The sequence below is a fragment of the Butyrivibrio sp. AE2032 genome, assembly GCF_000702965.1.
On record NZ_JNLF01000004.1, the window covers coordinates 439,245 to 462,316 of the forward strand.

The following is a 23,072-nucleotide window of genomic DNA, read 5'->3' on the forward strand; positions in this document are numbered from 1 at the left end:
CCTCATGCCTTAACGGAATTTTCGATCGCCTGCTTCAGATCATCTATAAGATCATCTGCATCCTCTATGCCTACCGAGAGTCTGATGAGCTCATCGACGATGCCGACTTCTTTTCTGATGTCTGCAGGGATCGCCGCGTGAGTCATCGTTGCGGGATGGCATACGAGCGACTCAACACCGCCCAGGCTCTCTGCAAGAGTTATGAGCTGAAGCTTCTCGAAGAACACTTTGTAGTCGTACTTTTCGTCAAGTACGAACGAGATCATTGCGCCTGCTCCGTCAGCCTGTTTCTTCTGGATCTCATAGCCGGGATCTGTCTCCAGTCCCGGATAGTAGACCTTGCTCACATAGCCGCTCTGAACGAGCCACTCTGCCACTTTTTGCGCATTTTCGACATGTCTGTCCATACGGACTCCAAGTGTCTTTATTCCCCTGATTATCAGGAAACTGTCCCAGGGTGCGAGCACGCCGCCGATCGCGTTCTGCAGATAGTAGAGTCTGTCTGCCAAAGCCTTGTCGTTTACGACTACGAAGCCTGAGATCGTATCAGAATGTCCGCCGAGATATTTAGTGCCGCTGTGAATAACGATATCGGCTCCTAGCGTCAGCGGACGCTGGAGATAAGGCGTCAGGAATGTGTTGTCTACGATAACGAGTTTGCCGTGCTTCTTTCCGATCCTGGATACCGCTTCGATGTCGGTGACAGTGAGCAGCGGATTTGCGGGTGTCTCGATATAGATCGCTTTCACGTCGTCATCGATCGCATTTTCGACTGCTTCAAGATCTGACGTGTCAACGATCTTATATGTGATATTGAAGTTCTTGAAAACGTTATCGAGGATGCGGAAAGTACCGCCGTAGATATTGTCGGATACGATAAGTTTGTCACCAGACTTAAAGAGTGAGAGCACTGTGTTGATCGCCGCAAGTCCTGATGCGAATGCGAGTCCGTACTGACCATCCTCCAGGTCTGCGATAAGCTTTTCGAGCGCTGCTCTGGTAGGGTTTCCCGTTCTTGAATATTCCCAGCCCCTGTTCTTACCCAGGCCGTCCTGCTTATATGTTGAAGTCTGATATACAGGTACGTTTACCGCACCCGTTGTCTCATCACCGTCTATTCCGCCGTGTATAAGTAAAGAATTTCTTTTGTAGCTCATTTTATTTTCCTTCTTTCGTATTTGCAAAATTAAAGCCCGGGATGCATCTGCTATATCCCGGGCTGTGATAATTGACATAAGTTTTATTCAGGTCAACATCGAAGATCGTCTAGGCGCATTTCCGTGCAGTCAAACGCCGAGGCCGATACAGCCCGCATTACTTGCATTCGACAACACATCTTTCCAAACATCTTCTTTGTCTCCTTCAATTTTATGGACACATTATGCCACATTAACCTACTGTGTCAATAGGTTTAATTCGATTCTTTTAAATTGTCTTCAAAAAAGTTAAGCTTGCTGCTTTGATTCGTAATCCTTAAGCGCAGACTCGATCGCCTCCTGAGCGAGGACCGAGCAGTGCATCTTATAGTCCGGCAGTCCGTCAAGAGCTTCAGCAACTGCTTTATTTGTAAGCTGTCTGGCTTCCTCTACAGGCTTGCCCTTGATGAGTTCCGTCGCCATTGAACTTGACGCGATCGCGCTTCCGCAGCCGAAGGTCTCGAACTTGACATCCGTGATGATGCCGTCATCGATCTTCAGATACATCTTCATGATGTCACCGCATTTTGCGTTGCCGACTTCGCCGACACCGTCAGCGTCTTCAATAACTCCGACGTTCCTCGGATTTCTGAAATGATCCATTACTTTTTCACTGTACAATGCCATAAGTCTTCTCCCTTATAAAATGAATTTCGTTTTTCCTGCAACGAGATCTCTCCAAACTGGTGAGAAACCTCTTAAGTATTCAACTACTTCCTTGACTGCATTTACGATGTAATCCGCATCCTCATCCGTGGTGTCCTCACCCAGGCTCAGACGCAGTGAACCGTGTGCCACGTCATGTACTCTGCCGATCGCAAGAAGGACGTGGCTCGGATCAAGTGAACCGGAAGTGCATGCGCTTCCCGATGAAGCAGCAATGCCCTTGTCATCAAGGAGCAGCAGGAGCGATTCTCCCTCGATACCTTCAAAGCAGAAATTGATGTTGCTTGGAAGGCGGCTCGTCTCATCTCCGTTCAATGCCGAATGAGGAATCTCATTAAGACCTGCGATCACTTTGTTCCTGATCGGGATCAGGTGCTCCGCATTCTTATCGATCGCTCCGACAGCCTCCTTAAGCGCTGTAGCCATCGCAGCTATCCCCGGAACATTCTCGGTACCAGCGCGTCTGCCCTTTTCCTGGGCACCGCCTTCGATGAGATTAGTCAGTCTTATGCCTTTCTTCGCATAGAGGAAGCCGACGCCCTTGGGGCCATGGAACTTATGTGCTGACGCGGAGAGCATGTCGATATTCTGCTCATTTACATCGATGTGAAGATGTCCTATCGCCTGCACCGCATCCGTATGGAACAAAACACCCTTTTCCCTGCAGACCGCACCGATGGCCTTTATGTCCTGAATGGTTCCGATCTCATTGTTTGCATACATGACGGTTACAAGAGCCGTATCTTCCCTGATCGCCGCAGCGACTTCTTCAGGCTTTATTATGCCGTTCTCGTGAACGTCAAGAAGCGTTATCTCGAAGCCTTCCTTTGCGAGCTTATTCAATGTGTGAAGTACCGCATGATGTTCAAAAGCAGTGGAAACGATGTGCTTTTTTCCTTTCAGCGCTCCGAGCTTTGCAGCGGATATTATCGCCTGGTTATCGGCCTCGCTTCCGCCTGAAGTAAAGATTATCTCCTTGGGGTCGGCACCGATGAGTCCTGCTATGTCTTCTCTCGCCTGCTCTAAGACTTCCTTTGCTTTCTGCCCGAATGCATAAAGGCTCGACGGGTTTCCGTAAGTCTCCTTTATCAGGGTCGTCATTGTGTTTATCGCCGCTTCGCTCATTGCAGTTGTTGCGGCATTATCGGCATAGATCACTTGCGTTTGTTCCTTTCGGTTTATTTGTTTACGTATGATATTCTTATAAACCCACCATGTCAATAGGTTTATAAGATATGAAATATTATTCATTTATAGGAATCCTGCATGACGATTAGGTCGATCCTCAGTAGATCTCTTTCCTTATCTTTCTCATGAGTGACCAGACATTATCGGAATAATTGCTGAGCAGGACAGTTATTAAGCCGTTGTTGGGATTATATTCTGAAAGCGCGCTGACGCCGGGATCTGACCCCTGCATATATACTATATCCTTCCCGTCGGGAACATCGATGATCCAGACGCCGTAACCGTAATATCCCTCTTCGGGGTCAGCGCCGTCGCCGCTCTGTTTCGAGAACATCTCTGTGACCATATCCTCCGGCAGCAGTTTGTGTTCCAACAACCCGTTCCAGAACTTGAGGATATCTCCGACAGTAACGAAAGCGCCGCCGTCGCCTGTGCCTTTGGCAGCAACGGAATAGATATTGGAACGGTAATCCTCATATGTGGAACCATAAAGATAACCTGTAGCACATCCTGAGGGCAGCCTGTCGAATTCAAAGTAACCGGTGCGTTCCATCCCGCACACATCGAAAATGTTTTTCTTCAAATAGACATCGAAATCCATCCCCGTGATCTTCTCAATGACCATGGCCAAAAGAACATAGCCGGAGTTGTTGTACTGAAACTTTTCTCCCGCAGGATACATCATCGGCTTTTCCCTGAAGATGCGGAAAAGATCCATATTGCTCCTTATCTTGTAGTTGGGGTAATCCGCCCACAGTCCGGAAGCATCATCCTGAGTCTCGTCATCGTAATCGGGAACACCTGATGTATGCGTAAGAAGCTGCCTTACGGTAACCGCGGGATCGATGGTGCCCAGATCAAGATCAAGGATTCCGCCAAGCGCATCATCAAAGCCGAGCTGTCCTTTAGAGATCAGCTGAAGTATGCCGACGGAAACAAAGGTCTTGCTCATCGATGCGCAGGCAAATCTTGTTTCAGAAGTATTCGGAATCTTATTTGCAATGTCCGCAAATCCCGAACTGTATTCGAACAATACCTCTCCGTTTCTGACTATATATGCGTTACCGCGCAAACCGCTGTCTTTCAAGATCTTATCCATATCATCATCCCTGCGCTGAGAATACTTCTTCAAGATACTCTCTTACTATTCCTGCAGCCTTTTTAAGTCCTTCAGGAATGTCATCACCGTATATATGAGATGATTATATCAGACTTCAATAACCCTGAGTGAGGGAAGCCCTTCTTCACAAGTTTTTCGGGATGAGGGCGAATGGTAAATTTATTGTTACTTTTTGACATTGGGGGTGGGAGCGGACTTAATCAATAAATATAATTTAGAAGATCACAGATATTCACCGACGCATAGGACATATCGAAAATGGGCAGTGCCGAAGAAAAGAAACATTCAAATAAAATCTATGCAGAGAGATTGGGCAATATGTTCAGTTTTCTCGTGGGAAATGCATACTCCTTTACTGCCGGAGTTATGGGACTTGTTCATTTCGTTCTTCTGATCACATTCTGGCTGTCCGGTGTTATGCCTCTTGTCCAGTTCAATGTCTTAAGCGTTGTCGTCTATATCTTCTGCTTCATCTTATGCCGGACAGGTCATCTCCTGCCCGTTTATGCGAGCATAATCCTGGAAGTTACTGCTTATACGGTTGTATCCTCTTACTATGTAGGTCTCAAATGCGGAACTTACTGCTTTCTCTTTTCGATAATCCCTATTATCATCTACTTCGGAAGCAGCCTTTTCAAAGGGCTTCAGAGATGGGGCGTTGTTCTGATGCTCATCCTGAATTTCCTGACATTTACTGTGCTCTACATCAGCTTCAGCAATGTACCGCCCGTCTATGAAGTATCCGAGACTGCAAGGGTCTTCCTCGTTATCTTCTCCGCATTTGCCATGGTATTCGCGATATTGTTCTACAATGCCATGTATATCTATGCCAGCGAACATGAGGTCACGATCCTCCAGCAGAAGAACCGTGAACTTTCGGCCGATGCCAAGGAAGACGCTCTGACAAAACTCCTGAACAGAAGAGGATTCCTTCCGATGGTCAAGGAACTGATGAACAACAGGCGCGGCAAGCGCTTCTGCATTGCCTTCTGCGACTTAGATGATTTCAAGCGCGTTAACGACACATACGGACATGAAGCCGGCGATGAAGTCTTAAAGCACATCACCAGGATAATCACCGATGAACTGCACGGCTGCGACATATGCAGATGGGGCGGCGAAGAGATAGTCATACTCATGCGTGACTACGATCTTGATACAGCCAGGGTCAAGCTTGAAACCCTTAGAAAGAACATCGCTTCAGATCCGACGATATTCTTCAACAAAGAGATACTCGTAACTATCACGCTCGGTGTTGCCGAAAACAAGAACTCATATAAAGAACCCGAAGAGATAATCAAGGTTGCAGATGAGCGCATGTACTACGGCAAGCAGCACGGCAAGAATATCCTTATCTATGAGGACAGACAGCTTGAAGAAAAAGAGACCGGCGAAGGAGCCTGATCTCTTATACTCATTTAATCCATGGCACCGCTTGAGCCAAGATGGTAACCGTCTATGGTAGTGTTATATGCCATGATGCCCGATGAATAGAAGTAATACCAGTCACCATCGATATACTTCCATCCGGTCTGCATCTCACCGGATGAAGCCAGGTGATACCATGAACCACCGGATGCGAGCCACCCTGTAACCATGTCGCCGTCAGGTCTGAAGAAGTACCACTTTCCTCCGATTGCTTTCCAGCCGGTGACCATTGCGCCTTCTGAATTGAAGTAATACCATTTGCTGTTGATAAGCTTCCAGCCGGTCACCATGTCGCCGTCAGGATTAAAGTAATACCACTTATCATTTATCTTCTTCCATCCGGTAACGATATAACCGTCGGCATTAAAGTAGTACCATTTCTCACTTATCTTCTTCCAGCAAGACTTGGGATAGGATCCGTCCGGATTACGGTACCACCATCCCTTCGAATCCTTTACCCACCCTGTCTTCTGAGGGATCGGGATATTGGAAGGAGCCTTTCTGTAATTGAATCTGTAAAGTTCATTTATGGCATTTTTGAAATCATTCCTGGTAACTCTTCCGTGCGGATACAGATAGTCACCCTTAGGCGTAAGGAACTCCCACTGGATCGACCAGGTGAAAGCACCCCAGCAATAGTAATCGATATCGTAATAGTCCTTGAACCAGTCTGTCCTTCCGTAATCGAAGCCGGTCTTGAATCCCATTACAGCAGAAAACTTGTGCATCATGAGCGCAAGGTCCTCTCTCGTAACAGGCTGGCCGACGCCGAAAGTATCGGAGCAGATGTTCGGATAGCCGAAGCATACGTTGTTGGCGACACCCCACTTAACCGCATCCTCATAGGAAGCTCCGGAAGGGATATCCTTAAATCCGTGAGAAAGACCACTAACGCTCGGGCTTCCCGCAAGCTTATAGAGTGTCTCTATGGCCATCTCCCTTGTTATAAGGTCTGAAGAAGACGACAGTCCGTCGTTGGTCTTGATGTAACTGTCAGGCTTATCCGTACCCTTGCTCTTGGCGCCGGTGACTTTGACAGTGTCGTCAACGCAGAAAAAGTATAAAAGCTCGACACCGAGCTCGGTCCATCCGCCGTAATTTATGCTCCAGGAATGTCCCTTGCAGACAGCATACTCGGCCTTCTTCACGCCGTCATTATATGTCTTCTGAAGACGGCTGTTGTTCGTGATGTCGATCTTGGTGAATGTGTTGGTGAATGCCTGAAGGAAGTAAAGCTGCGGATTGTGTGAGATATCGAGCGAGGAGATCTCATTGCAGGCACAGTCCAGATAAGCCAGCTTGGGATTTTTCGAGATGTCCAGCTTGGTGATGTCGTTATAGCTGCAGATGAGCTTCTGCAGCTCCGGATTGTGGGTCACATCGATCTTTGTAACATTGTTATATGCACAGTTATAGTACTGCAGACCCTTGAGACCGCTGACATCAACATCAGACAGCTCCCTGTTCTCCCAGATATCGAGACGCCTTAATTCCTTATTGTTATCGAAAGTAAGGGATTTCAGTTTATTCTTCTGAGCATCCAGATGAGCCAGGAGCGGATTGTTCGACAGATCCAGCGAAGTGAGACCGCATGAGACGCACATCAGGTGTTCCAGTTCGGGATTGCCGGACAGATTAAGTGACTTAAGATCGGGATTGTTATTGATCTCAAGATATGCCAGATGCGAATTCTTCGTTATATCGATCGACTTGAGCTTGCAGTCGAAGCTGTATATCCAGACAAGCTCGCTGTTATTCCGGAAATCAAGAGAAGTGATGTCATTTCCGGAACACCAGACGCCTCTTAAGTCTTTGTTCTTGCTGACATCGATGGAGGTCAGTTCGTTATCCTTGCACCACAGGCCCTGCAGCGCCGAAAAATGTTCTATACCCTTCAAAGACTTTACGCCGCACCCTTCACAGTCGACGTTTATGATCCTGCTGATCTCATAGTCGCTCAGATATCCGTTACCGTCACTGTCGTAATCGCTTCCCGAGATCACGGCCCTGAAGTTTGCATCAGGGAAATTATTCTTGTCGATCGCCAAACCGCTCGCAGCCATGACGGGTATGCTTCCCGCACACTGGATCACAACGGCGGACAGGATAACTGCAGCAGGCAGCCTGTAATAACGCTTCATCTTTCCGGCACCATCCATTTCTTTTGTCGAAATCTCTAAGCATTATACAGGGACTGCCCCGCAGTTGAAAGATTATAATCAGCCTGCCGATATTTTCGAGAAGAGTTCCTCGGTCTCCTGCACCGTATCGCAGCTTATGTAGTAGGTGTCGCCGCCCGCTTCAAAGCTTATGTACGAATCCGCATCAACATTCATGAAGACCTTGCATCCGGACTTGCCGTTGACTATAAAAGTTCCGATAAATACGGGATCCATGCCGATGCCGACCTGCCTGCTCATTGAAAAACCCTTCTCGATCGCGCTGTACTCAACTCCTCTGATATCTGACAACGGAACCTTATAGTAATCGAATACCATGTTGCAGATCAGGGTGTCATTTTCGACACTGACCTTCATCTTTGACTTTCCGAGTACACCGACGAAAGCAATGAATACCAGTGATGCCGCGATGAACATGACGGCCACTATCGTGATGGCCTTGCCCGCGGGATGACCGAGATTGATCGTACCGCCTATACCCATCCTCTTGGCAACATTAAGCCTCCTGTCATCAGGGTTATAGTAAAAAGAACCGAGGATCCACCTGTCATCGTCATCCACTTCGATGTCGTTCTCTTTTCTGTAGCGTCTGTCGATAACGAGCGACTTCTTTGCCAGTATGGCGGTCGCAGTCATAAGGAGCAGCATATAAACGGTCATCTGGATAATGAGGACCAGATCGCTGTTTATGAAGAACATCATGACCGAATATAAGATAACGACTGCAGCATTTGCCCATGCCATGAAAATGAACATATCGGCAAAGACCTTTTTCTTGGCTCTGTTATAGTTACGGTTTGTATCGCTGTCCGATGATATGACCTCATTGCGGATGCGGTCCATCATGAAGGCTACCGGTATGAGCATAAGACCGACAAAGAGAAACGTTCCCGTCATCGACGTCATGATGAAAGATCCGGCCCTGCCCGAAGCAGGAAGAGAGATCATACCCGTATCGTATAAGAGCGATACCAGAAAGCACAAAGCCGTGATCAGATTCGGGATGATGATGCTGACGGGCTTGAGCGCATGTACGGCTCCGGCACCCTTAAGATCTGTATAGACAGTACCTGCAGACGACTTGATGCCTATCTCTCTTTTAAGGCTCTTCATCTCCCGGTTGGCTCTCATAAAGGGGATCGAGAGCAGGAACAGATCCGCGATTATGAAAAACACCCATATCGTCATGCTGACTGTCTCATCAGGGATCAGCATTAAAAATCCCATTATGACGAATGAACATATCATCAGGATGAGTGCCTGTTTCCTCGTTGAAGAAACTATCCTGCCGATCGCGGAAGAAGCCTTCTCCTCCCTGAATTCCTCACGGTTCCTTACGCCGAAAATGAATTTTCTGTCTTCCCATTTCGAGGGGTATTCATAGAAAAACATTATCAGCAATGTCGGTACCATTATTACCAGCAAAACTATATCGAAATAATTATTCATCTTCTTTTCCTCTGTTGATCCGTTTCATTCAATGATCAGGAATTTCCCGAGTAATACTCGTCCACCAGTTTCTGGATATCATTTTTGGGAACTCCCGAGAGCCTCGCCTCCGACACGATCCTTCGAAGCTCATTCTTATTCTCTTCGGAGATGATCCCCGACTTTTCGATCTGCTGCCTTACCCTGGCGCCGTTCTTGCGGTCGGTCATGATATAGCCTTCGTTCTTCAGCATCTGATAAGTCTTGCTCACTGTCATCGTGTTGATTCCGATCTCAAGTGCAAGCGCCCTGACCGTCGGAAGCTGTTCCCCGGCTTTCAGTTCTCCAGAGGAAATGCCCATCACTATCTGATTTCTTATCTGCATGTAGATGGGCACATCTGAGTATTCATCTATCTTTATGATCATTTTTTCCTCTCCTGTCAGGATGCGGCCGGAATTACTGCCGCCTTCTTTTTATCTTCCTTCAGAACGATAATGCCTGTTATAACTGCAATTATGAGTGCAGGAATCATGCTTATAAGTCCGTGAGGTGCAGGTCCGAAGATAATGAGCTTAGCGATTTCATCTTCACGATTGCCGTTCAGGACCAGCTGAAAGAGTGTAGCAGACGCATTGATAGCACCATGCAGGAGCGCGGGGATCCAGATGCACTTTGTCTTATCATAGACTACCTCATGGAACATGCCCCAGATAATGCATGTAAGCGTGAATGCGACCAGTCCCAGAACGGGCGCACCGATGTAGTCCTTTCCGTATTCATAACCCGCAATGAGCATTGCCGGAAAATGGAATGCGGCCCAAACAGCGCCTCCGATAAGCCATGTTACAACCCTGCTGTATTTCTTCCTGAGCTCGGGATAAAGGAAACCTCTCCACCCGGCCTCTTCGCCTACAGCGAGGAACATGTTGACGAAAGGCGCATATGTAACGCACTGGACCACCGTGATCAGCATAAGCGTCTCCATGGTCATTCCCTGCTGATTCATCGATTCCATGTATTCGGCAGGATCAATACCGGCCTGTTCAACCGTCTTAAGCATATAAGATCCGTCCATGCTGAACAGATCCGGCCAGATGGCAAAGAATACCGCAATCCCCAGGAATGTAAACACTACCGGTACCAGTATTGCAAAAAATATCCACTTTACATTTCCCTTGAGCTTAGGCTTCCAGCCGATGCTCTTGACGCCGGCTTTGCTGATGATCGCCGCAATGAGAGGCATAAACATGCAGAGTGCCATTCCTGCCTGGAAAACAAGCGTCGATGCGTATCCTTCAACATTCAATGAGATCAGACATACTATGATCTGCAATACCCACGACATTCCCAAAACCAATGCCGTAAACTTGATTACTTTCTTCTTATCCATAACACCACTCCCTTTCATGGTATCCGCATACAAACGTTATTCCGCCGTTTGTATGTTTTGTATTAGTTGTTGTAATACAAACTATACAACTTTTTCCCGCGGTGTCAAGAGAGGAGCGTTCGGTTTTCGCTTTGTCATTAAAGGCGGCGATACGGCGCTACTATTAAAAATCCATAGAAAAACCTCTGTTTTTTAATATATCCGATGAAAAAATATTAAAAATACCACTGAATGAACGGATTTTTAATAGTGGCGAAAAGATGGTCACCCAAACTAAGAAGGTCTCCAAGGCTCCCCACTTAATCAGAAATCCCGAAAAAGTTCACTTGAGCATTTCGATATTCTTCTTTACCTGCGGAAGTCCGGCAGCCAAACAAACACCCCCCCCCAGCGATGAGCAAAGCCGATACTGCCGAAATGGTAATGACGGCACTTCCTGTCAACTTATAAAGACCGTAAGCAATCACGCCTGCCACAAGCGCCGCAGCCATCTCGGCCGCAAGATTGAAGAAGCAGTTAAGATTGCCGCGCAAAGCCGACAGTTCATCGGACCAGACGGTATAAGGAGATATGGAATCCATCAGCACGCCGATCATCGTGGCGATGAAGATGCATACAAATGAAACGGCGATATAGAGCGGGATCAAGTAAGGGACGCCCAGACTTACGGACACCAGTATCACGGCAACAGCTTCCGGTATGAACGTAAACAGGATCGCGATCAAGACCTTTGCTCGGATCTGTTTGCCGAGATCCGCTGGAAGGTATTTGAGCATATCAATATGCACTCCCTCACGCGTAAATGAAGTTGAGGCGATCGAATTAAGACCCGACGCGATAAATGCCGCCGCAATGAATACCGCAAACATAAGCACGTGGCTCCATGGATCTCCGGTGCTGAGCATATAAGAAAGCTTCAGGAAAAACTCGAACTTCGGAGCTTCAGCAATGAATATGACGGCGGCTACGGGCCAAAGGAGATTTGCATAAACGCAGTTCATCCTGTAGGTCATCGTTCTCATCAGAACTCTCACTTCTTTCATCACGAGAGAACTGAACACACTGCGGCTCACGCACGTTTTCCCGGACCTTGCGGAAGACTTCTTATCGCTGATGATAAAAGCGGCAAATAAGCCTTTGCGGTATGTGAGGTGAGCAACAAGCACCGACAATGCATAAAGAGCCGCGATTATTACAACCGACACGATGAGCGGGAATATCCTGTGAGTCCTGATGGCCAATGTGGTCAGGTAATTTGTCGGAAACATCACGTTGCATATAGACGTGAAAGTGTTGTTGCTGACTACCAGTGAATCAAGATAGTTCACCACGCTGATGCTGCCGTAACCCCTGAACGACAAAAGAAACAGCAGCGCAAAGCCGATAAACAGGACGAGCGAAGAATGGTAGTAGATATCAGTCCTGTTAAACCGCCTTAACGCGAGCATCAAAAGCATTCCGATGATCGAACAGTAAATCAGCGGTACAAGGAGAGATCCGAAGAAACCCACAACCGAAGATATCAGCGCGACAGGATGAAGTGCCGATGCCAGGCTGCTGTTCTTTATACACGATGCAAAATAACCTATATAGATGGCGAAAAGAACATTTGACGTCATTACGTTCTCCGCCTTGAATGTATGCCAGAATCTCGCAGAATAGAGCGAAGCGGATGATACAGGCAGCGCCGTCAGGAACTGGAGGTCCGATGAGAAGAAAAGTACGCTGAACATCAACGGCAGGCAGAAGATCATGGCAAATGCGGAGATAAGGTCGAGTTCAGACAAAAGTCCGTAGGAATTACCGTCAAAGACATACAGGAGATCTGTAAGGATATATGTGATATATCCGACCGCAACGGAGATCGGCACCATTATCCCGATAAAGGCGATCATGCCGAAACGGTTGTAGATCTTAACCTTCTTCTCGCCGTTCGGCTTGGGCATTTCGAGATTCGAACTGAAGGCTTTATAGAGCGCCCGCGTCTTGTTCATTTTAAATTCTCCGGCCTGCCCGTAAGCTTAACGAAGATCTCTTCCAAAGACATGCCCGGATTGTCGAGCGTAAGGAAATCCAGTGTTCCTTCCTTTATTATCTTTCCGTGATTGATTATCAGTATCCTGTCGCACAGCTGCTCGGCGACCTCAAGCACATGAGTCGAGAAAAGAACTGCATTTCCGGCAGCCGCATGCTCGCGCATCATCTGCTTCAGTTCATAAGCTGCAGAGGGGTCAAGTCCCGTCATCGGCTCATCGAGTATCCAAGCCGGCGGGTTATGTATCAGAGCCGATATTACCATCAGTTTCTGCCTCATTCCGTGCGAATATTCGCGCATCTGGGTGTTGAGTGCATCCTTCATCCCGAATCTTTCGGAAAGCGTGTCTATCTTCCCTTTCCTGACTTCACCGGGTATCTCATAGATATCGGCAATGAAGTTCAGGTATTCCAAGCCCGTGAGCTGTATCAGGATGTCCGGATTATCAGCAATATATGCAAATGACTTCTTGGCTTTGAGCGGCTCCTCATTTATGTCATAGCCGTTTATAACAGCGGTTCCGGACGTCGGCTTCAGTATGCCGGTAAGCATCTTGATAACTGTGGTCTTTCCCGCTCCGTTCGGACCGGCAAACCCGACTATCTCGCCTGCTCTGATATTGAAAGACACGTCATCGGTCGCCTTGTGACCGTTTCCGTAAACCATGGTAAGTGATCTGGCTTCGATCATATAAGGCGCCTCCTGTATAAGAAAAAATCGTGTATGGTTATTTAATTCCGGAAACGGAATCGGCTGTGAGTTTTTCTGAATCCTCTGCCGACAGCGGTCGTCCCCAGATAAAGCCCTGGATATAATCACAGCCGATGCTCTTAAGAGTCTCCAGCTGTTCAGGCTGTTCAACACCTTCTGAGATAACATCAAATCCCAGTACATGTCCGATCGAAATGATGGCGGCTACATACTGTCTTGAAGATTCGCTCGTATTCATCTTGTCGATAAAAGACTTGTCGATCTTGAGGAGGTTTGCGGGGAATCTGTGCAGATAGCTGAGAGACGAATATCCTGTGCCGAAATCGTCTATGGCGATCTTTATTCCCATCTTCTTAAGTTCATCTATGCAGCGCAGAGCCTTGTCGACAGAATCGATCATGATGGATTCGGTGATCTCTATTTCGAGCTGCCCGGCGGGTATACCGCTGTCCTTAAGCAGTTCTTTAATCTCATCCAGGAAGTCACTCTTCATCATGTGACGGACTGAAGCGTTGAGGCTCAGCGTCAGGTCAGCGCCGGTCTTTCTAAGCATCTCACCGAAGAACAGTGAAGCTTTTCTGAATACGGTCCCGTCAACCCTGTCTATAAGTCCGACCTTCTCGGCAACGGGAATAAACTCACCGGGGCTTATAACATTGCCTTCGACATCCTTCATGCGGGCCAGTGCCTCAAATCCGCGCAGATTGTGATCCATGTCATACTGAGGCTGCAGATTGAAATATACCGTATCATTTTCCAAAGCCGACCTTATCAGGTTCTCGATCTCGAGCAGGTGCTCCTCCCTGGATATCTCGGGATTAAACCTCAGGATATGCTCGCTGCTGTTGAGCTTCTTGATGACGCTCATAGCCGTGTTCGCATGCGAGATCAGAGTATCCGCAGTGTCAGCGTCAACGGGATATACTGCATAACCGAAACTGGCAGATATATAAAGGTCAAAATCCAGTACAGTCAGGCTGTCGCCCAGAGCATCAATATAACGCTTTATCTCGCTCTTAAGCTCATAATCGGAATTGTAACCGCTTATGACGAGCATGAATTCATCTCCGCCGATGCGCGAGAGATATTTGACCGTGCCTTTGGGATCGTTGTCCGCGATCGCTTTCCAGCGCTCTGAAACTCCTATGAGCACCTGGTTTCCGGCATCAAATCCAAATGTATCGTTGACGCTCTTGAAATTGTTAAGATCTATGGAAACGGCAGCAAATCTTTCCTTCTTCTTTACGAGATTCGCTATGTATTCCGTGCTCGCAAAACTGTTCGGAAGACCTGTAAGCGCATCAGTATAGCTCATGTGCTCAAGGCGCTTAAGAACCTTGTAGCGCGCGATATGCGACGAAAGGAAGAACGTGGTAAGCTCCAGAGTCTCCTTGATGCGCATCGTATTCTCGGTATCGAAATTAACGGCCCAGATAAAGCCTAACAGCTCGTTACCCTGCCTCAGAGGGAACAAAACGACGCTGGTAACGCCTGCTTCAACGAGAGTCAGATACCAGGGATGGTTGATCTCGCTTATATGCTCCATCTCCTCATCATTTTTGACGATGATGCAGTCGCCTTCTTCACCGAGCATATCCTTCCAGGAATTGGCGATATTGTAATAGCCCTTGAATTCCGTAACGCGCTTGATCTTGCTGTTCGGAACAAAGTTCGAAGCAAGGATCGAGAAGTCCTCCTCATCGTTATTCAAAAGGAGAACCGTACAGCCCTCAGCCTTGCAGATCTGACGTATCTCGTAGATAACGCCTTCCATCGCCTCCTGGAGATTGTTAGCCTTATGGAGCTTGATGCAGGTCTTGAGTACGTCATTGGCGGTCTGCGAAGTATTAAACGTATCAACGAGCGCGTCAGCATTTGTATTAGGGATGGAAGAATATAAACAGTAGAACGTGTTTCCGTCTTCTAATTCAAGGGGCATCGCATAGATGTCAAACCACACATCGACATTGTAAACATGTGCATAGGTGTGAATCTCTTTCTTTTCTACCGCGGCACGGCAGCAGACTTCTTCAAAACTCGTATTCTGCGGGAAATAATCCGTGTATAAAGAACCGGGAACAAAACTACAGAACTCGCCCGTCGGATTACCTGAAGCATCGTGCTTCGAGCGCATACCTATCATGTCGGCATACTTTTTGTTCGCTGCGACAAGACGGATATCTCCGTATCCGCCGTCTTCTTTCTTCTCGACCGAAACAACGCAAGTCGGAGCGAAAACAGTATCGACTAATTTCTGAAGATCCACAAAGGTCTCCTTTCCACGATAAAGGCATATGCCGTTTAATTAGGGCTTGATCCGCTCATTAATAGACCACTCTAATTTTATACATTTATCCGGTTCATTTCTATTACTTCGGCGCTTTGTTAATCGAATATTCACCTTGATAAAATCATGTTCACTTTTATGTCCGCCACTACCTGAAAAACTTGCGGAAACAAACTAAAAGAGTTGCCTTGGTGACAGTGCAACTGCCCGTAAGACAACTCTTTTGTAGTTGTGTGTATTCCCTGCAGATAAGGACTAAATTCCGGACTTATCAGTCCTTCTGAGCCTCGTAGATCTCCTTGCAGGCCTTGTAGTACTCGTATGTTGTGGTCCTCAGACGGTAAGAGAGGTTCTTGAGGATCATGTCGATCTTTTCAGGGCTGGATCTGAAGAGATTCTCGAGATCTTCTGCGCGGATGATCTCGACCTCTGTATCATTGTTCTCTGCAACTGCCGTAGCGTTGCGGGGTTCGTCGAGGATCATGCCCATCTCGCCGAAGCAAGCAACAGGAGTGATCTCAGCGAGCTTAAGCTCGTTGTTTGCACCGTAATTGCTGTAGATGCTTACGCTGCCGCTGTGAACAATGTACATGCACTTTCCGACCTCTCCCTGCTTGAAGATGATCGTTCCATAGCTGTATGTGACTGCGTTTTCAGGCTTCTGGCCGGAAACTTTCTCTGCCGCCTCACGGAGAGACTCTGCACTCGGCTTCTCGAGTCTGAAGTTCTTTGCAGAAAGGAAGATCGACTGCTGGATCATGTTGTTGAAGAAGCTCTGATACTTGTCTCTGGAGTTGGAAAGACGGATCTCATCGAGGACCTTCTTTGCCTCGTTGTAATCGTTCGTCATGGCATCGATCCTCTTACCGAGGAGCTTCATGATCTCAAGGATCTTATCCGGATTCTGCGAAATGTATTCATTAAGTTCTTCGGCAGCGATCTCGATGACCTTTACGTCGCCTTCAGCAACGACTGTCGTGCTGCGGGGATAGTTCTCGATAACGGCCATCTCACCGAAATACTGGCCCTGCTCGAGGATGGCTACCTGGACCTGATCGGCCTGATCATAATTCTTATAAACTCCTACTTTACCTTCTAAAAGCTGAAAGAAAGTGTTACCTGTATCCCCCTGCTTGATGATGATCTCACCATTACTGAATGTTTTCTCTACCGTGCTCATTATTTTTCCCCTTTCTGTCTTTCGGAAATAAACAAATACCTCAAACAGGTTTTATGTTCATATACAACAGATGGTATTGTTTATTGCCCTTTTTGTCAATTCCAGACAGCCAAAGTCTGTCATATAAAAACCTGCGGTCCGGTTATTTGTCATATGTGATGACCTGGTGTCCAAAAGTGGTCTTCAGCCAGTCACCGCTGCTGTTGTCGGACGAAGGGAACACGATCGTATTCGGGTCCCCATCTGAGATAAATCTCTTGCCGTCATTAAGTTGTTTGAAATTATCTTCTATGTCCCAATATACTCCGCCGTTGTCGTAAGCGCGGATGCGCCTTATCCTGCGATTCTCATAGTCCCTTACAAACGGCGAATAAGACCTTGTCCATGCACAGAGGAGTGATGCCTTCGTAGTATAGTTGAAGCCCTCGTACGTGCCCTCGAATATCTTTTCATATTCAGGATGCTCGGGCCCCATGGTCTCAGGCGAGCCAAACGGCAGCGCCACGATATTCACATACTGTCCCGGGATTATCTCATCGAGTTTCTTATACATGTATCCGATCTGCTTTTCGATCTCTTCGGCGCTGCATCCGCCGAGCTTAATGTGATCACGGGTGTGGTTGCCGATGTCATAACCGTTATCCACCATCCACTTCAGGATCTTTCTGTCATTGTCTTCCCCGTTCTCGAAAAGCTGAGCGTTCAGAAAAAAAGTCGCCGTCACATTGTAATCAGGATATTCAGCCTTGATCTTCTCCAGTATCCCTATGGCGCAGGTAGGATCAAATTCCGGAGTCCCGTCATCTTTCCAGCCCTGAAGGACCACATCCCTTATACCGTCATCAAATGTAAGGATCAGGGGACTGTACCCGAACGGCACATCAATATAACCGTCGACAAAATCCGTCAGCCTCATCATCCGGTATCCCTGCGCATAAAAGCTCCTGAGATCCGCCTCAAACGCCTCAGAAGTCCTGTTATAGCCGTCCTTGTCGACATTTCCTCCGGTATAGGACGTCTCGGCATTAGTCATCCCGTAGATCCTGTGATACATAAGGATCGGAACGGAATTAAGCTCATTCACTCCCGCATCCCGGTATTCCTGTGCAGTATATGTCACGAAAGCACTGGTCTCCGGAGTAGTCTCAGTGGTCTCGGCAACAGTGGTCGGAACCGTCGTTTCCGGAGCAGTCTCAACTGTTTCGGGTGTCTTGTTCCCGCAGCCTGCCAAAAGCGAAAGAGCTGCCGATATGGCAAGCATGCATGATGTTATCTTCTTTACGACCGGAATATTTATTACATTATTCAAGTTATCTCTCCCGCTGATCTCAGGCATATTTCGCATGCGAGCCCGAAGTGGATATCATGATGATGATAAACAAGACGAGCGAAGCTACGGAACTTATGATCTGGATCAGCTTTACGAACTTATTATTTACGCCCACAAGTATAAGGATACTTGTTACGATGCTTACGGCTGCCAATGCTATCTGGATTATGAAAAGATAGGTATCACCCGAAAGCGAGAGTCTTGCAACGGCACTTCTCTGATATTCCCTGAAGTGTCCGTCAGGCAACGGAGCCCTGTCCGTAAACAGATTGAGGTTCAGGACTACAATAAACAGTATGTTGGCTATTATCGAAATAATACTTATCAGCATTCCCAGCTCCTCCATTCCCCGGAAACGAATGGCTGCCTGCCTTTTTCGCAAGACTATTATACCAAAACAGGAGCATATTGAATTTGTTCTTTTGAGGTTAGGGCTTTATAATTAAATAATACTATCATTGAGGTCTTCTACGTGGTAACCGAATATATTACAACCAACTGGGCCCTTATCCTGATACTTCTGGGATTTGCCGCATCTCTTATCTCAACGGTCTTCCTTGAGAAAAAGGTCATCATGCGCATGTATGCCCTTATAGTCGAAGTCCTGCTCCTCTCCATAATAGTATTTGCAGAATTCTATATGTCAGGCAAAGCAGAATTCCTGAAGATAAGGACTGTGCTGACGGCGATAAGATACAGTGCAACGCCATTCCTTGTTGCACAGATAATCTTTACGATAAACAAAAAACAGCGGTGGCATATCTTCATACCTGCCATAATCCTGACACTGCTTGACCTGTCATCCATCTTTACCGGCGTCGTATTCAGCTTCTCTGATGACAACAAAATGCAGCATGGTCCGCTCTGGCTTCTCCCTTATATCGTAGTCGGCCTTTACTGCATCTTCCTTGTTTATCTCATGATCAAATACAGCACAAAACAGCAGACAGAAAGGATACCGATAATATTCTTCTGCTTCGCTTTTTTCTCGGGGATAGTAATGCCTTTCCTGATCGGGAGCGATTATTCCCAGCTATTCTGCGCCACCATAGCCATTGCGATGTTTGTCTACTATGTATTCCTGATCCTTCAGGTAACCAAGAAGGATCCTCTGACAGGTCTTCTCAACCGTCAGGCATATTACTCCGACATCTCAGCAGAACCGGAAGAGATCACGGCACTTGTGTCAATAGACATGAACGGTCTTAAGACCATCAACGATACAGAAGGTCACATTGCAGGAGACAAAGCTATCTCAACACTTGGCAGCTGTCTTTTCCGTGCCGTCAAGCGCAAACAGACAGTTTACAGGGTCGGCGGTGACGAATTCGTGATCGTCTGCCGCAAGACACCCGAAGAGGATGTCAAAGAACTGACGGCAAGAATACACAAGCTGGTCTCCGAGACACCATACAGCTGCTCTGTCGGATACGGATATTCAAGCGACGGCAAAAAGCCTGTCGATGCCCTTCTCCGCGAATCCGATGAGAATATGTATGCCGAAAAGCAGCTTTATTACGACAAGATCAAAGCTGAAAGAAGAAAGACCTGACAGTCATCAGCCTCTCTTCAGATTCCCGCAGTTCTTATCTTCTCCGAAAACTCCGATATCTTTTTCTCATTTTCTTCTGAAGGATGGTCTTTGGGATCGACCAGACTCAGTTCAGCTAAAAAGCTGTCTGCTTTTCAAGCCTGCTTTAAAGCGGCTATGCATTTTGAAGTATCGCCGTCTGCCGAAGTCACCATTACGGCGATCTTCTTTCCGGTCAGATCGTTGTCTTCCAGGAACGTTCGCATAGGAGGCGTAAAGCTGCTTGCCCATACCGGTGTAATTCCACGTTTTTGTTATGGATCGATCTTAAAACTCTCTGTCTTAAGATCACAATAGTATCTTCCGCTTTCCCTTATCCCTTTTTGATGATAATTCCCTGTGCTGCTCTCGGATTATAACACACGTTACCGCCCGAAAAACTGTAATTACACGGTATGAATGTCAGAGTTTTTCCGTTGTTATCGAAGTTTAAGGCATGCTAACCTATAAACTGTAAACAGGGGATTTTTACGGCGGTGCTTTTTGGGGATAATACCATGGCAAGTCTCGAAAATGTTTCATACGGAAAAATAAAACGCAGGAAAAAGACGGCTGCTTCAGAGAGAGCCTTTAATGTATTTCTCTATGCATTCTTCATTATATTTGCAGTAGTTACGATCTATCCGGTATTCAACACGATGGCATATTCTTTAAGCGACGGAATGGATGCCATAAGGGGACATATCTGGTTTTTCCCGCGGGTATGGTCATTGGAAAGTTACAGATCGCTCCTATTCGAGAGAGAAATCATCAGAAACGCTGCATTAACCACCGTAGCAAGGACCTTGATCGGAACGGCCGCGGGGCTTGCCGCCAACACTTTGCTCGCATTTATAATTAGCCGCAAAAGATTCATCTTTAAGTCAGGACTGTCACTGTTCTGGATCATTACGATATATGCCCAGGGTGGTCTTGTCACAACACTGAACCTTTACAGGAAACTCCACTTAACACAAAGTTTCTGGGTTTACATTATCCCCTGTCTTGTAAGCGGTTTATATGTGCTCGTTATAAGGACATATATGAAGGGGATACCGGACTCGCTCGAAGAAGCGGCCCAGCTCGAAGGCGCCGGTTATATGAGGATCTTTTGGAGCATCATCTCGCCTGTCTGCAAGCCTGTTTATGCGGCCATCGCGCTCTTCATAGCCACTTCTCAGTGGAACGCATGGTTTGATGCTTTGGTATACAACAAATTCAGTCCCAAGTACACGACCCTGCAATATGAATTGATGAAGTATTTAACTCAAGTTGCTGTTGCAGACCTGCCCGGCACCGTAACAGCTTACCCGGTCACTCCATACAAGATCACTCCGTTAACACTCAGGTCGGCCTTAGCGGTCCTCTCTATGCTGCCCCTTATCATCATTTATCCGTTCCTTCAGAGATATTTCGTTTCAGGGATTACGGTAAGGGGAATTAAGGATTAGTAAATTACTGCCGGCTATTTCCCATACTGTTTTCAACTATTGCATCCATCACTTTCCATTGATCAGGAACAGTCCCACTCCGCAACCTACAACACCTGCGAGCTGCTTTAAGGATATTTGTTGTCTGAATCTCAGATTATCTATTCTCAAGATGGTTGAGCGGTCTATCTTTTCGTATTCCGATCACTTCAACCTTTTGAATCCCGATACGCTTATCTGCAATACTAAAATCTATGTCAAAGACATCTCCGGCATTTAATGAATTTGTGCTTCTGAAATCGTCATCAAATATTATGTCCAGATCAAAACGATCGACCTCAGTAAGATCAGGCAGCACAGCATATGCTGACCATTGAACGTCTTTCTGAAGCACACAAAGCCATGTGGGTTTTCCGGCTTTTTCTTTCGAAAAGGCGGACACGGCTTCAACATTTATCAAACGTACTGTATAGATATTCTTCAACTTCATCTTTTTATCATCTATTACTTTATCCTGCTGAGCATCCGTACTGGTTATTATATCAGATCACTATAAACCCACGGGTATGGTATAAACTAAGTGATGGTACAATTCAAAAGAAAGTTTTTGAAGGCTGAGGACATGATATGGCTCAAGAGGAACCCAAAGGTAAAAAGATAAGTAAGGTTGTAAAGTTTATATTCCTGATAATTGCGAACTGCCTTATGATCTTTCTCGGAATCGCCTGCATCAGTCTGTGGATTCTTGTGGAGTCTTACAACGAGAAATGGAGTAATCCCGGAATTATCGGCCCAAAATCGGAACTGACGCTAAATCAGGATTTTACTATTGTTAACCCGGGCAATCCCGACGCATCAATAACGCTGAAGAAGGATACTGTGATCAGCGGTGCGAACATCTCGGAGAGGGGTGTGTTGTACTCTAATGAGCGTAACGGTGTGCGTTATCATGAATATATTCCGTTTGATTACTTTGTTGAAAGCGGAAAGCTGAAAGACCAACTAAAACAAGATAGAGAAACAGAGCAGGCCGCTACGATTAAGGAGCTCTGTTTCTCGGCTGTTTATCTGGCTATATCTGTTCCGGTAACGGTTATTCTGTTCAGGAAGAAAAGGTACCGTACGACGCTCCTGATAAACTTTATACTTATGATTGGCGCATATTTTTTATCCAAGTATATATATTTGTGGTTTCATTAACATACAGTTCTGCACGTGCTGTGCTTTTCTTCACGCGGAAAACTCAGTCGGAATGCCGTGACCGCATGCAATATACCGCGGAGCAATCGTTCTTATCCTTTCCTCCGAAGCTCTCATAAGCTCAAGAGACGTCGCGTGCATGGGAAGCGTAGGTTCACCGTTAAAGATAACATATGCGTCTCCGCAGTAAAGCGCATCACCTTTCAGTATTCCCATAGAACCCAGAGTATGTCCGGGAAGTTCGACTATGTCAAAGTCATATCCGTATTTACGCGGTGTCTCCGAATCATCACCGTTTATGATCACATCAGGCTGATAGCCCTTGCTCTTAACGATCGTACCGGCCCAAAAGGTTATTTTCTTTACTCTTTTAATAAAACGCTCATCAAGAGGATGCTGAGGCTGCGAAGAAAAGTTTCTTATCAAAGACACATCCTTCCGGTTAAGCCAGATCCTGGCACCGAACTGCTTTTTTAGTCTCGCCGCATTCCAGTCGTGATCGGGATGAGCATGGGTCAGGAAGATATCGGTTATGTTGAATCCGTTTTCCCTGATCCACCGGAGAAGCGGTTTATATGTGCCAGTAAAGCCGGTATCTACCAGCATGTCACCTTCCGTTCCCCGGATTATGTAATTGGAAACAGGTGCATCACCTGCAAGACCGGTCAGATATATAATGTCGCCTATCGGCTTATCCTTATAATCCTGGTATTTCATATCACTTCATCCC

20 protein-coding genes are annotated in these 23,072 nt (G+C 46.7%); 4 read left to right on the forward strand and 16 right to left on the reverse strand.

What is annotated here, in order from left to right; genetic code table 11:
• Window positions 1–2 precede the first annotated feature (2 nt).
• The 4 genes from BO18_RS15985 to BO18_RS16000 form a co-directional block, all read right to left on the reverse strand.
• The gene (locus BO18_RS15985; protein WP_034447927.1) at window positions 3–1,157 is read right to left on the reverse strand and encodes a trans-sulfuration enzyme family protein; all 1,155 of its coding nucleotides are present in this window, start codon (window positions 1,155–1,157) and stop codon (window positions 3–5) included.
• Between the two features lie 288 nt (window positions 1,158–1,445).
• Window positions 1,446–1,817 carry a Fe-S cluster assembly scaffold protein NifU gene (nifU, locus tag BO18_RS15990; RefSeq protein ID WP_334291231.1) on the reverse strand — a complete coding sequence of 124 codons (372 nt, stop codon included), beginning with the start codon at window positions 1,815–1,817 and terminating at the stop codon, window positions 1,446–1,448.
• Between the two features lie 18 nt (window positions 1,818–1,835).
• Entirely contained in the window at window positions 1,836–3,020 is a 1,185-nt protein-coding gene (locus BO18_RS15995; protein WP_034447931.1) for a cysteine desulfurase family protein, read from the reverse strand.
• Window positions 3,021–3,147: 127 nt separating this feature from the next.
• Window positions 3,148–4,149: a serine hydrolase domain-containing protein gene (locus BO18_RS16000; protein ID WP_034448647.1), complete on the reverse strand. Its 1,002-nt coding sequence runs from the start codon at window positions 4,147–4,149 to the stop codon at window positions 3,148–3,150.
• 279 nt (window positions 4,150–4,428) lie between these two features.
• Between BO18_RS16000 and BO18_RS16005 the strand changes: the two genes are divergently transcribed.
• Window positions 4,429–5,574 carry a GGDEF domain-containing protein gene (locus BO18_RS16005; RefSeq protein ID WP_034447932.1) on the forward strand — a complete coding sequence of 382 codons (1,146 nt, stop codon included), beginning with the start codon at window positions 4,429–4,431 and terminating at the stop codon, window positions 5,572–5,574.
• A 14-nt stretch (window positions 5,575–5,588) separates the two neighbouring features.
• On the opposite strand, the gene BO18_RS32935 is transcribed toward BO18_RS16005, so the two are convergent.
• The 10 genes from BO18_RS32935 to BO18_RS16055 form a co-directional block, all read right to left on the reverse strand.
• Complete coding sequence (locus BO18_RS32935; RefSeq protein ID WP_051688833.1) at window positions 5,589–7,757, reverse strand: S-layer homology domain-containing protein; 2,169 nt, start codon at window positions 7,755–7,757, stop codon at window positions 5,589–5,591.
• Between the two features lie 60 nt (window positions 7,758–7,817).
• Complete coding sequence (locus tag BO18_RS16015; RefSeq protein ID WP_034447934.1) at window positions 7,818–9,227, reverse strand: DUF5808 domain-containing protein; 1,410 nt, start codon at window positions 9,225–9,227, stop codon at window positions 7,818–7,820.
• A 35-nt stretch (window positions 9,228–9,262) separates the two neighbouring features.
• On the reverse strand, window positions 9,263–9,634 hold the full coding sequence (locus tag BO18_RS16020) for a GntR family transcriptional regulator (protein WP_034447936.1): 372 nt from the start codon (window positions 9,632–9,634) through the stop codon (window positions 9,263–9,265).
• A 14-nt stretch (window positions 9,635–9,648) separates the two neighbouring features.
• Window positions 9,649–10,599, reverse strand: a complete 951-nt coding sequence (locus BO18_RS16025; protein ID WP_034447939.1) for a CPBP family intramembrane glutamic endopeptidase — start codon at window positions 10,597–10,599, stop codon at window positions 9,649–9,651.
• A 299-nt stretch (window positions 10,600–10,898) separates the two neighbouring features.
• Window positions 10,899–12,593, reverse strand: a complete 1,695-nt coding sequence (locus BO18_RS16030) for a hypothetical protein (RefSeq protein WP_034447941.1) — start codon at window positions 12,591–12,593, stop codon at window positions 10,899–10,901.
• Window positions 12,590–13,324, reverse strand: a complete 735-nt coding sequence (locus tag BO18_RS16035; RefSeq protein ID WP_034447945.1) for an ABC transporter ATP-binding protein — start codon at window positions 13,322–13,324, stop codon at window positions 12,590–12,592. The genes BO18_RS16030 and BO18_RS16035 overlap by 4 nt, the downstream gene beginning before the upstream one ends.
• Before the next feature lie 37 nt (window positions 13,325–13,361).
• Window positions 13,362–15,611 carry a sensor domain-containing phosphodiesterase gene (locus BO18_RS32940; protein WP_051688834.1) on the reverse strand — a complete coding sequence of 750 codons (2,250 nt, stop codon included), beginning with the start codon at window positions 15,609–15,611 and terminating at the stop codon, window positions 13,362–13,364.
• Between the two features lie 292 nt (window positions 15,612–15,903).
• Window positions 15,904–16,812: a cyclic nucleotide-binding domain-containing protein gene (locus BO18_RS16045; RefSeq protein WP_034447946.1), complete on the reverse strand. Its 909-nt coding sequence runs from the start codon at window positions 16,810–16,812 to the stop codon at window positions 15,904–15,906.
• A 142-nt stretch (window positions 16,813–16,954) separates the two neighbouring features.
• On the reverse strand, window positions 16,955–18,121 hold the full coding sequence (locus tag BO18_RS16050) for a polysaccharide deacetylase family protein (RefSeq protein WP_034447948.1): 1,167 nt from the start codon (window positions 18,119–18,121) through the stop codon (window positions 16,955–16,957).
• Between the two features lie 19 nt (window positions 18,122–18,140).
• Entirely contained in the window at window positions 18,141–18,473 is a 333-nt protein-coding gene (locus BO18_RS16055; protein WP_034447951.1) for a hypothetical protein, read from the reverse strand.
• Window positions 18,474–18,614: 141 nt separating this feature from the next.
• Between BO18_RS16055 and BO18_RS16060 the strand changes: the two genes are divergently transcribed.
• Entirely contained in the window at window positions 18,615–19,694 is a 1,080-nt protein-coding gene (locus BO18_RS16060; protein WP_034447954.1) for a GGDEF domain-containing protein, read from the forward strand.
• A gap of 536 nt (window positions 19,695–20,230) precedes the next feature.
• Window positions 20,231–21,163, forward strand: a complete 933-nt coding sequence (locus tag BO18_RS16065) for a carbohydrate ABC transporter permease (protein ID WP_051688835.1) — start codon at window positions 20,231–20,233, stop codon at window positions 21,161–21,163.
• A gap of 136 nt (window positions 21,164–21,299) precedes the next feature.
• On the opposite strand, the gene BO18_RS16070 is transcribed toward BO18_RS16065, so the two are convergent.
• Entirely contained in the window at window positions 21,300–21,632 is a 333-nt protein-coding gene (locus BO18_RS16070; protein ID WP_034447956.1) for a hypothetical protein, read from the reverse strand.
• 137 nt (window positions 21,633–21,769) lie between these two features.
• Between BO18_RS16070 and BO18_RS16075 the strand changes: the two genes are divergently transcribed.
• Window positions 21,770–22,342 (forward strand): hypothetical protein, encoded by a 573-nt coding sequence (locus BO18_RS16075; protein WP_034447958.1) that lies wholly within the window; start codon window positions 21,770–21,772, stop codon window positions 22,340–22,342.
• 30 nt (window positions 22,343–22,372) lie between these two features.
• Here the strand turns inward: BO18_RS16075 and BO18_RS16080 are convergent, their stop codons facing one another.
• The gene (locus BO18_RS16080) at window positions 22,373–23,059 is read right to left on the reverse strand and encodes an MBL fold metallo-hydrolase (protein ID WP_034447961.1); all 687 of its coding nucleotides are present in this window, start codon (window positions 23,057–23,059) and stop codon (window positions 22,373–22,375) included.
• Window positions 23,060–23,072 lie beyond the last annotated feature (13 nt).